10 protein-coding genes are annotated in these 10,929 nt (G+C 62.0%); 5 read left to right on the forward strand and 5 right to left on the reverse strand.

The window, feature by feature from the left end; translation table 11 throughout:
- Positions 1 to 132 precede the first annotated feature (132 nt).
- Genes AC07XM_RS02025 through AC07XM_RS02035 form a run of 3 tightly spaced genes read left to right on the forward strand, consistent with a single transcriptional unit; the run spans position 133 to position 3,196 of the window.
- Positions 133 to 2,121 (forward strand): FUSC family protein, encoded by a 1,989-nt coding sequence (locus tag AC07XM_RS02025; RefSeq protein ID WP_102688913.1) that lies wholly within the window; start codon positions 133 to 135, stop codon positions 2,119 to 2,121.
- A complete protein-coding gene (locus AC07XM_RS02030; RefSeq protein WP_016488714.1) occupies positions 2,108 to 2,314 on the forward strand; it encodes a DUF1656 domain-containing protein in 207 nt (68 codons plus the stop codon). Before AC07XM_RS02025 ends, AC07XM_RS02030 begins: the two co-directional genes overlap by 14 nt.
- A gap of 12 nt (positions 2,315 to 2,326) precedes the next feature.
- Entirely contained in the window at positions 2,327 to 3,196 is an 870-nt protein-coding gene (locus AC07XM_RS02035; RefSeq protein ID WP_023047377.1) for an efflux RND transporter periplasmic adaptor subunit, read from the forward strand.
- Positions 3,197 to 3,341: 145 nt separating this feature from the next.
- Here AC07XM_RS02035 and AC07XM_RS02040 read toward each other — a convergent pair whose 3' ends face one another.
- Positions 3,342 to 4,100, reverse strand: coding sequence for an SDR family NAD(P)-dependent oxidoreductase (locus AC07XM_RS02040; RefSeq protein WP_024717440.1), 759 nt, complete (start codon positions 4,098 to 4,100; stop codon positions 3,342 to 3,344).
- Between the two features lie 111 nt (positions 4,101 to 4,211).
- Here AC07XM_RS02040 and AC07XM_RS02045 point away from each other — a divergent pair, with 111 nt between their 5' ends.
- On the forward strand, positions 4,212 to 5,129 hold the full coding sequence (locus AC07XM_RS02045) for a LysR family transcriptional regulator (RefSeq protein WP_060520066.1): 918 nt from the start codon (positions 4,212 to 4,214) through the stop codon (positions 5,127 to 5,129).
- 159 nt (positions 5,130 to 5,288) lie between these two features.
- Positions 5,289 to 5,612, forward strand: coding sequence for a DUF2025 family protein (locus tag AC07XM_RS02050; RefSeq protein ID WP_023047378.1), 324 nt, complete (start codon positions 5,289 to 5,291; stop codon positions 5,610 to 5,612).
- Between the two features lie 34 nt (positions 5,613 to 5,646).
- Here the strand turns inward: AC07XM_RS02050 and AC07XM_RS02055 are convergent, their stop codons facing one another.
- The 4 genes from AC07XM_RS02055 to AC07XM_RS02070 are packed head-to-tail and all read right to left on the reverse strand — an operon-like array spanning position 5,647 to position 10,467.
- Positions 5,647 to 8,232 carry a bifunctional diguanylate cyclase/phosphodiesterase gene (locus tag AC07XM_RS02055; protein WP_023047379.1) on the reverse strand — a complete coding sequence of 862 codons (2,586 nt, stop codon included), beginning with the start codon at positions 8,230 to 8,232 and terminating at the stop codon, positions 5,647 to 5,649.
- Between the two features lie 51 nt (positions 8,233 to 8,283).
- Positions 8,284 to 9,357: a diguanylate cyclase gene (locus tag AC07XM_RS02060; RefSeq protein WP_060520068.1), complete on the reverse strand. Its 1,074-nt coding sequence runs from the start codon at positions 9,355 to 9,357 to the stop codon at positions 8,284 to 8,286.
- A gap of 7 nt (positions 9,358 to 9,364) precedes the next feature.
- Positions 9,365 to 9,574 carry a hypothetical protein gene (locus tag AC07XM_RS02065; protein WP_146024519.1) on the reverse strand — a complete coding sequence of 70 codons (210 nt, stop codon included), beginning with the start codon at positions 9,572 to 9,574 and terminating at the stop codon, positions 9,365 to 9,367.
- Entirely contained in the window at positions 9,571 to 10,467 is an 897-nt protein-coding gene (locus AC07XM_RS02070) for a formate/nitrite transporter family protein (protein ID WP_016488707.1), read from the reverse strand. The genes AC07XM_RS02065 and AC07XM_RS02070 overlap by 4 nt, the downstream gene beginning before the upstream one ends.
- Positions 10,468 to 10,929: the final 462 nt, after the last annotated feature.

Raw genomic sequence — 10,929 nt, forward strand, 5'->3', positions numbered from 1 at the left:
CCGGCTCTTTCGCAGCACAGGCTTACCAATGTCCCAATAAAGATGATTAGCTAGCTAATTAATCGTTTGAGCTTTATCCTGCTCACCATTGTCTATCTTTTCAGTACGACCATCCCTCGCAAGGTCCGCCTAGTGCCCATCACCTTTCAGGCCCTGTTCGCCCCCAGCAGCCTCGCCCTCAAATTCGCCGTCAAGACCCTGCTCGGTGGCGGTCTGGCGTTGTGGCTGGCAATGCGCTGGGGCCTGGAGCAACCGTCCTGGGCACTGATGACCGCCTTCATCGTCGCCCAGCCGCTGTCAGGGATGGTGGTGCAGAAAGGCCTGGCGCGGTTGGCCGGCACCTTGGTCGGTACCGTCATGTCCGTGGTGTTCATCGGCCTGTTCGCCCAGACCCCGGGGCTGTTCCTGTTTACCCTCGCCCTGTGGCTGGCCTTGTGCACTGCGGCCTCGACCCAACTGCGCAGCGCCTGGGCCTATGCCTTCGTGCTGGCTGGCTACACTGCCGCCATTATTGCCTTGCCGGCCATCGACCACCCACTGCAGGTCTTTGACCAGGCTGTGGCGCGCTGTACCGAGATCTGCCTGGGCATTTTCTGCGCCACTGCAAGCAGTGCGTTGCTCTGGCCAATGCGGGTGGAGCAGCAATTGGCCGGGCAGGCCCGACAGGCATGGCAGAACGGCCTGCAGGCTGCCAGCGCCATGCTTGGCGGGGCAGACGAGGCACGCAAAGGCTTGCTGGAGAGCCTGGGGCGTATCGTTGCTATCGACAGCCAGCGTGAACATGCCTGGTTCGAAGGCAATCGCGGTCGCCAGCGAGCCCGCGCGATCCGTGGCCTGAGCCAGAAGCTGATGGTGCTGTTGCGGATCTCGCGCTCGGTGCGGCGGCAGTGGCAGCATCTGGATGAGCGTGAGGCAGCGCACTTGGCACATTGGCTGGACGAGGTGCGCGCGCTGCTGCTCGAGCCCGACCGGCCCAGCCTGTTACTGCTGCGCCAGCGCATCTGGGATGCGGCCCATGATGACCAGATCAGTTCGGCGGAGCACTTCTGCCTGGCGCGCATGGCCTTGTTGCTGGATTACGCCATGGCCGCCAGCCAGGCGCTGGAGGATGTGGAGGCGGGCAGGGCGCCCAAGGATGTGTCGCAGGGCCTGGCCGTGCACCGCGACTGGTCCCTGGCATTGCTGTTCGGTTCACGCAGCGCACTGGCCTTTCTGGTGATGAGCGGCTTCTGGCTGGCGACGGCGTGGCCTTCGGCGCCGGGTGGCCTGGTGTTGACCTGCGTGGTCTGCAGCCTGTTCGCCAGCCGCGAGAACGGCGCGCAGATTGGCCTGAGCTTCCTGCGCGGCATCTTCCTGGCGATACCCGCGGCGTTTCTGGTCGGGCAGATCCTGCTGCCGCAATGGAGCAGCTTTGCCATGCTTTGCCTGGGCATGGGCGTGCCGTTGTTTCTCGGCGCATTGGGCATGGCCCACCCACGTACCGGGCCCACTGCAACGTCTTATTGCCTGCACTTCATTGTGCTGGTGTCCCCGCTCAACGTCATGCAGTTTGGTGTGGCGACCATGCTAAACAGTGCGCTGGCGATGCTGGTAGGGGTGTCGGCAGCGGTAATGGCCTTCCGTTTGCTGGTGTTCCGCCACCCGGCCTGGCTGGGCCGGCGCCTGCGGGCAGCCACCCAGAGCGACCTGGTGCGCCTGACCCGGCGCGACCTGCGCGGTGCCGACAGCTGGTTTGGCGGGCGCATGGCCGACCGCCTGATGCAACTGGCCCGGCAGGCTGGCGAGCTGCCCGAAAGCGAGCGCAAGCGCTGGGATGACGGCCTGCATGGGTTGGATATCGGTGATGAACTGGTGCATCTGCGTATGTGCCTGGCGGTCGCCCAAGCCCCCTTGGGGCGCGCCGAGCGCGAGTATTTGCAGCAGGTAGAGGCGGTACTGGCCAAAGGGCCGGGCGCCGGGCGCGGGCATCGCCTGGACGCTGCCAGTGAACAATTCATAGCCGCCTTGCGCCGGCTGCCTGCCAGTGACCCGCTGCGGCTGGCCGAAGGTGCGGTGCTGCAATTGCAGAAAAGCTGGGGCAAATGGTGCCGCTGGCAGGAGGACGCCTATGGGGTTGCATGAATGGGAAGTGGGCGGCGTGCTGCTCAGCCCGTTTCTGCTTTATGTGTTGCTGGCCCTGCTGCTCACCGGCGTGCTGCGCCTGGTGGTGCAGGCGACGCCGTTGGGGCGCTGGATCTGGCATGAAGCGTTGTTCGACGCAGCGCTGTTCGTTTGTGTGTTGTTCCTGGTGGTGAGGCTGCTGGGAGCTTTATAAAGGAGTGTTTCAATGCGTGCGGCCGTACGTACCCTGGTGACGCTGTGTGTGGTGGCTTTGGCCGTGTTGGCCGGCTACCAGCTGTGGCAGTACTACATGCTTACGCCCTGGACCCGCGATGCCCGTGTGCGTGCCGATGTGGTGGTGATTGCCCCTGACGTGTCCGGGTGGGTACGTGAGCTCAAAGTCCATGACAACCAGCAGGTCAAGGCGGGTGACCTGTTGATGAACATCGACCGCGAGCGCTTTCAGGCTGCCTTCGACCAGGCACGTGCGGTGACTGAGACCCGCGCCCAGCAACTGCGCTTGCGCGAGCGTGAGGCCGCCCGGCGCACCGCCCTGGGGCCAGAGGCGATCAGTGCCGAGTTGCGTGAAAACGCCCAGATCAATGCTGCTATCGCGCGCGGTGAACTGCATGAGGCCGAAGCGCAGTTGCAGGTTGCCAAGATCAACCTGGCGCGCAGTGAAGTGCGCGCGCCGCGCAGCGGGCATATCACCAACCTGCGTCTGGCCGAGGGCAACTACGTGAACACCGGGGAATCGGTCATGGCCCTGGTGGACGATTCAACCTTTTATATCCAGGCCTATTTCGAAGAAACCAAGCTGCCGCGTATTCGTGTGGGAGACACGGTGAAAGTCTGGCTGATGGGCGCCGGCGAACCCATGCAAGGGCATGTGGAAAGCATCAGCCGCGGCATCACCGACCGCAACAGTAACCCCGACAGCCAGTTGCTGCCGGAGGTGGAGCCTACTTTCAACTGGGTGCGGTTGGCCCAGCGCATACCCGTAAGGATTCGCCTGGACCAGGTACCGGAAGGGGTGACGCTGAGTGCAGGCATGACCGCGAGCGTGCAGGTGCACGAGGACCGGGGCGAGCAGTGATGGTGCTGCCTTGTTAACCTGTAAGAGCAGCCTTGTGCTGCGAAGAGGCCAGTACCGGCAATGTAGTTGTGTTGGCCATGCCGGCCTCTTCGCAGCGCAAGGCTGCTCCTACAGGTACGGCGCATCGCCTAGCGTGCCGTGAGGCTCATAGGAACATGCCGCCCGACACTTCCAGCCGTTGCCCGGTAATCCAGCCATTGCCGTCTTCCAGCAACAGCGCAATCGCTGCCCCGATGTCATCCGGCAAGCCCACGCGGCCCAGCGCCGTATTGCCGGCAATGTATTCATTCACCTGCTGGTTATCCCGCACCACGCCGCCGCCAAAATCGGTCTCGATCGCCCCCGGCGCCAGAATGTTCACGCGAATGCCACGCGCGCCCAGTTCCTTGGCCTGGTAGCGGGTCAGCACCTCCATTGCGCCCTTCATCGCGGCATAGGCGGCATACCCCGGCAGCGCAAAGCGTGCCAGGCCGGTAGAAATGTTGACGATACGGCCATTGTCGACCAACAGGGGCAGTAGGCGCTGGGTGAGGAAAAAGGGTCCTTTCAGCTGAATATTCAGCAACTGGTCGAACTGCGCCTCGCTGGTTTCGACGTACGGCACATTCAGCCCGATCCCGGCATTGTTCACCAGAAAGTCAAAACGCTCGCGGCCAAAGTGCTGCTGCAGGGTGCTGCCAAGGCGCTCGGCGAAGCTGGCAAAACTGCTGCTGTCGCTGACGTCGAGTTGCAGCATGGCCGCTTTCGCCCCGGCCTGCTCCAGTCGGGCAACTACGGCCTGGGCTTCGTCCGCCTTGCTGTGGTAAGTGCCAATTACATCGATACCGCGTGCGGCCAGGTGTTCGGCAGCGTTACGGCCAAGGCCGCGGCTGGCGCCAGTGATCAGGGCAATTTTGCGCGTCATGTTCAAAGCCTCAGGCTGGGTGGATGTGGTCAGCTTATTGGTCGGCTCGAGGCTGTTAAATCCGGTAAAAATGGAAATACTGTTCGACAGAACCGGATAGCCGAGGCCCAAATGAACAAGCTGGAGTTGTTGCGCACCTTCGTGCGGGTGAGTGAGGTCAGCAGCTTCACCCTGGCTGCCGAGAGCCTGAGGCTGCCACGCTCGACCGTGTCAGAGCAGGTAAAGGCACTGGAGCGCTTGCTGGGTACGCAGCTGTTCAACCGTACTACCCGCAGGGTGCAGGCGACCCAGGATGGCGCCTTGCTGTACGAGCGTAGCAAGGACCTGCTGTCAGGCATGGATGAGATCGAGAGCCTGTTCAGCGCCGACGATGCCGAGCTGGCCGGGCGCCTGCGCATCGACCTGCCGACCATGATGGCGCGGCGGGTCATCATCCCGGCGTTGCCGCAGTTTCTGCAGCGCTTTCCGCGGCTGGAGGTGGAGCTCAGTTGCACTGACCGCCAGGTTGATTTGCTGCGCGAGGGGTTTGACTGCGTGATGCGCATAGGTGCCCTGCATGATCTGGATGTGGTGGCGCGGCCGGTCGGGCAACTGAGCATGCGCAACTGTGCGAGCCCCGCCTACCTGGCCCGCTACGGCGTGCCGCAGACGCCCCAGGAACTGGCCGGGCACCAACTGGTGCACTACGTGCGTACCTTGGGGGCGCGCAGTGCCGGTTTCGAATACCTGCAAGGTGGTGAGCTGCAATACCAGGCCATGGCTGGTGTGGTTACGGTCAACAACGCCGAGGCGTACTCGGCGGCCTGCCTGGCCGGGCTGGGGTTGATCCAGGTACCGGCGGTGGGTGTGGCCGAGCATTTGCAGCGAGGCGAGCTGGTTTCGCTACTGGAAGACTGGCAGGCCCCGGCCATGCCGGTGTCACTGCTGTACGCCCGGCAACGGCACGTGCCGCGCCGGGTTCAAGCGTTCATGCAGTGGCTGGCGGCGGTGCTGGCGTCGCAGGTCGACCCTGCACCAAGTGAACATTGAGCCAGGTGCCGGCCGCAGGTAAAGGCGTGCGGGGTAAGCACGAAAACCCTTGGCGAACGGCCTGCCACTTGCGTTAGGCTGCCGTTTGCGAGTTGCCCGGTAGAGGCGACCGATTCCGCCAGGCGTGCGTATCTTTCGATTTCATTGCGAGGTTACGTCATGGCCATCACTTCCCAGGACATCTGCAACGCCGCCGACCAGCTCAAAGGTTTTGTCGGTTTTCATGGCAAGCGCGGCGTTCATATCGTGCGGTTTTCCGAGGACTCGTTCGGCATGGACGTGGCCGACGACAGCATTACCCCCTGCAGCGAGTTTGTCTGGCGTCCCGAGCAAGGGCAGCGCATGGCGCTTTGCCGTGAGCGGCTGGCGCTGCTGCTGGAGCAGCATGTGGATGACCGCCTGAACATTGCTGAGCCACTGCGCGCCTACCTGCGCCGCCGGGATCTGCCAGACATCGTGGCCGAACGCACCGTGCAGCAATAAACCCGGCCCTTGTAGGAGCAGCACAAGGCTGCTCCTACAAGGGCTTTGCAGTGCTATGGGATGTCTGGTGCAACAACGCCGCCACCCCGGCACTGTCCAGCGGCCGGCTCATGTAAAAGCCCTGCACCTCATGGCAGCGGTCTTTCTCCAGTGCCTTGAGCTGCTGTTCGCTCTCTACCCCCTCGGCAGTTACCGTCAACCCCATCGCCTCACCCAGGTTGATGATGGCCTGGACCACGGCGCGGTCTCTACCGCCGCTGCTGTTCAGGCCATTGATGAAGCGTTTGTCGATCTTGATGCTGTCGAACGGGTAGGTACGCAGATAACCCAGCGACGAGTAGCCGGTGCCGAAATCGTCCATATTCAGGCGCACGCCAAGCTCTTTGAGTGACAGCATGGTGCCTAGCGCGCCCTCGATGTCGTTGAGCATCACGTTTTCGGTAATTTCCAGTTCCAGGCGCTGGGCCGGGAAGCTGGTGTCCAGCAGGACCTCGCGTACGTCGGCGACCACGTCGCTGCGCAGGAACTGCGCAGGCGACAGGTTCACCGAAACCAGAATGTCGGCGGGCCAGTCGTGGGCAGTGCGGCAGGCTTCGCGCAGCACCCAGCGGCCCAGCGCGACGATGATGTCGCTTTGCTCGGCCAGCGGGATGAAGGTATCCGGCCCCAGCAACCCTTCCTGTGGGTGTTGCCAGCGCAGCAAGGCTTCGACCGCGACGATGCGTCGGTCGCTGAGGCGGTAGCGTGGCTGGTAGTGCAGCTCGAACTCCTGGTTGCGCAATGCCCGGCGCAAGTCGTTTTCCAACTGGCGACGGTACTGGATCTGCTGGTTCATTTCGGCGGCGAAGTAGCGCCAGGTATTCTTGCCATCGGCCTTGGCCTGGTACAGGGCGATGTCGGCGCAGCGGATCAGTTCGCCGGCATCGAAACCCTGGGTGCGGGTCTGTGCCACGCCGATACTGACGCCGACGTGCAGCAGTTGGCTGTCGAAGGTGATGGGGTGCTGCAGCAGGTCGATCAGGCGTGCGCAGAAGCGGTCGACTTCGCTGCGGTTGTCCATGCCGCTGAGGACCAGAATGAACTCGTCGCCACCCAGGCGTGCGACCAGGTCGCCATCGCGGGTGGTGTCGCGCAGGCGCGTCGCCACTTCCTGCAGCACGGCATCCCCGGCGGCATGGCCGAGGGAGTCGTTGATCGGCTTGAAGTTGTCCAGATCCAGCAACAGCAGTGACAGTGGCGGCGAGTCATTGCCCCGCAGCAGGGCCTGCTCCAGGTGCCTGGCGAGCTTGTTGCGGTTGGCCAGCCCAGTGAGAGGGTCGTGCAGCGACAGGTGCTGGATGCGCGCGTGGGCGTCGACTTCGTCGGTGATGTCACTGGCGGTGCCACGAAAACCGATGGGTGTGTCGTCATGCCAGATGGCGCGGGCCGAAATCCTGCAGTAGCGGTTCTGGCCATTCTGGTCGCGGTAAGTACAGCGCAGGTTGGCCAGTTGCTCGGGGTCTGCGTTGGCCAGGGCGTCCAGCCAGGGTGAGAGCGGGGTGGTATCGCAGGCCAGCAACTGGTTGAGCGGGTGCCCCAGCCAATCGTCCACCGCGTAGCCGGTAACATTGGCAAAGCGCTGTGACAGGTATGTCAGGCGCTGTTGCCGGTCAGTTTCCCAGATCCAGTCGGATGCCGACTCGGCCACTGCGCGAAAACGCTGTTCGCTAGCCTCCAGGGCCTGGTTGCTCTGCTGCAAGTGCGAAAGCGTCAGGCCGATCGCCCGCGAGCTGCGCAAGGTCAGGCGGAACAGGTAAAGCATGATCAGGCCAAGTATCAGCAGCGCGCTCAACAGGGCTGGCATTACCGCCCACAGCAATTGGTGCCCCGGCAGTGGGCTGCTCCAGGACAGGTGATAGCCGGTGTCACCCAGGTCGATACGCAGGTGGTCATGCTGCTGCATATCTTCCTTTTCCACATGCATGCGGGTCAGCCCGGCACCTTTGCCCAGTTGTGCCAGTTTTTCTTCGGTCAACTGGTCGACGAACAGCATCACGGGTGCCTGGCTTACCTCACTGTCGGTGACGTCGCGGTCCGGGCGTATGGCTGCGGCACTGAGTACCGCCGGCCAGCCATTGAACAGCACGAAACGGGTTATCTGCTCGCGGGGAATTGCGGCTGCACGGGCCTGGTCGAGGATCGGCTGGAGCGTTGCGTCTATATAGGTGTTGGCGCCTGCCTGGGTGGGCTGGCCTTTGAACAAGGCGTAGGTGGTACGGTCGTTTTCCACCACGAACACCCCTTCGTAGCCGCTGGCGCTGTACAACGATTCGCCTACATTCTTCTCCTCGTAGGCCCAATGCCAGTCGGCGTGGCCTGCCAGGTGCTCGAAGGCCGCATCCCATACGGCGTAGCTGGACAGAAACTGGCGTGAGGCCAGCAGACGCTGTTCCAGCGCCTGCGTCGCATGGAACGCGCTACGCTGGCGCTCCTGCTTGTCGAGCGTGGTCGCGATATTGAACAGGGCGCCGAGGATGACCAGGCAGGCCAGGCCGTACACTGTGCTGAAACCGGCAATCAGGTGGCGCACCTGAAAGCGCGGCGTAGGGCTTGCGGGTGGAAGGTTGGCGGTCCTGGCCATGCGCGAGCAGCTCCTTCAAGCAGCCTCCCGCCGGGCAGTCAGGCAGGGGGTTCAATCAGGATAGGCCAGCCTGAGCGTGGCAGCCTCGCTGCGGGCAAAATTGACTTGGTCACGGCCTGCGTGCTTGGCGGTGTACAGTGCCTTGTCCGCCTGTTCCAGCCAGTGTTCCGGTGATTGCAGGCCAGCCTGGAATGCTGACAGGCCGATGCTGAGGCTGATGCGCAGGTGCGGCAACTGCGGATTACGGTAGTTGGCGACACGTTCGCGCAGGCGCTCCATGGCTTGGCAGGCCTGGGCTTGGCTTGTGTCCGGCAGGATCACGCAAAACTCGTCTCCGCCGTACCGCCCGGCCTGGTCGCCCTCGCGCAAATTTCGCCGAAGTTCGGCACTGAGCTGACGCAGTACACAATCGCCGACCACGTGGCCGAAGGTGTCGTTGATAGTCTTGAAATGGTCGATGTCGATCAGGGCTATGACCGCCTGCCCCTGTTGTTGTCTACAGGCCTGGAACTTCAGCAGCAGCAGGTCTTTCCAGGCACCATGGTTGAGCAGGCCGGTCAGGCTGTCGGTCAGGCTGAGCGCGCTCAGCCGGCGTTTGTGGTCGGCCAGCTTGATCGCCAGCTGGTAGCACACCCAGCCCAGGGCAAGCGGGTACAGCGTCAGCATAGGGAGGCAAGCATAAACTTGCAGGGGCGTTGCATGCAGCTGCAGGCCGGGGCCGAGGACCAGAACGGCGGCAAGCATGCCGGCCAGTTGGGCCATTGCCCCGCGCACGACCAGCCGCTTGCCCCCGGCAGCAACGTTGTTCATGGTCATCATCGATAGCACGGTCACGCTCGGCAAGGGATTGAAGTGCATGGCGGCGGTCCAGAATCCGCCCATCAGTGAATCAAGCAGCAAGTTGCGCTGTTCCGCCTGGTAAGGGGCTGGCGAGCGGGTGGCCCAAAAGTAAGCCACGTGCGGCCACAGCAGCCCGTTGACCAGCATCAGCCCCCATATCCACGCAGGCGGGGCCAGCGGCGCCATGCCAGCCATGACGCTGAGCAGGCCAATGCCCATGCCTATAATGCGCGGCAGGTAGATGCGCTTGACGAATGAAAGGCCTTTGCCGCTGCTGTTTTCCATCATGTTGTCATTCTTCTGCCGGTATACCGTTTATCGCATAACTCACGTGAATATTGTTGAACACTGTTTCATCGGCGAAAAATGACCTTGCAAGCCAATTCACGGTAGATCCGATCCCCGGCAGGTAGCACGAAGGCTTTTCTGTTGCTTGGGGTATTGCAGGCACATGCTGCCGGCGCAGATTCTGCGAGTCCGGCAGCGGCACGCCAAGCTTCAATGCTTGTCGTCCCTGCTGCGCGCTGGCCTGGCTTCGTGGTCTTTCAATAATTGCGAGGGCGGCTTGCCGCTGTCACTGCGTACCTGAGCATGGCTGATCAGGCCGAAGATCAAGCTGCCACCAATAATATTGCCGGCCAGGGTAGGCAAGGCGAATTGCAGCAAGAAACTGCGCCAGGTCTCGTCGCCGGCCCAGACCAGATAAGACACCTCGACTGAACCCACTACTATATGGGTGAAGTCGCCAAGGGCCATCAGGTAGGTGATCAGCAGGATGATCCAGATCTTGGCGTGCTCCATGGATGGAATCATCCAGACCATGGTGGCGATCATCCAGCCCGAGACGATGCCTTTGGCAAACATCTGGCTGATGTCGTTCTTCATGACCTTGCGGCCGATCTCGAGGAAGGCCACATCCGTCTTGCTGTCAAAGATCGGCAGCTCCAGCATCACCCAGGCAACCAGTAGGGTACCGGCCAGGTTGCCGAGCAACACCACGCCCCACAGGCGCAACAGGCGGCCGAAGTTGGCCAGGGTCGGGGAGGTCATCACTGGCAGCACGGCGGTGAGGGTGTTTTCGGTAAACAGTTGCTGGCGTGCCAGGATAACAGCGAGAAAACCGGCGCTGTAGCCGATGCTGGCAATCACCTGCGCACTGTCACCGTCCGGCAGGCGGGCGTAAAACAGCCCCATGGCCATCATCGACAGCCCCATGGACAAGCCGGCGGCCAGCGCCGACCACCACAGCGCGGCGAGCGTACGCTCCAGCTCCTGGTCGCCCTGGTAGCGGATGATCTCGTGCAGCACTGCCGCCCGCGGCGGCTGGTTGTGGCTGACTTCCTGCTCTTCATCTGCAGACAAGCCCGGGGTTTTCTCGTTTTGCGCATCGCTCATGGCCACTACGCTCCGTGGGGGGGGATTCATTACAGATCCGCTGCGCTTTCATTAGTTGCGAGGTGGGTACTAAACACGCTTGGAAAGTTTTTTAGATCAAGGTGTTGACTCTAATTTCAAAGCGCGTATTATTCGCCTCCTCGCAGCGACAAACGCTTCGAGGCAAGCGGTAAGTGTTTGAAGTTGTTAGCTTTCGAAAGAAAGTGGATGTAAAAAACTTCAAAATAAACGCTTGACAGGCTCTGAGGAAAGCGTAGAATGCGCGCCTCGGTTGAGACGAAAAGCTCTTAACCAAACGCTCTTTAACAAATCGAATCAAGCAATTCGTGTGGGTGCTTGTGAGTACGGACTGATAGTCAAAAAGATTATCAGCATCACAAGTGACCATGCGAGAAATCACATAGTCATTTGAGATTGCTGAGCCAAGTTTAGGGTTTCTTAAAAACCCAAGCAGTATTGAAC

It is taken from the genome of Pseudomonas sp. GW460-LB5 (assembly GCF_059423245.1).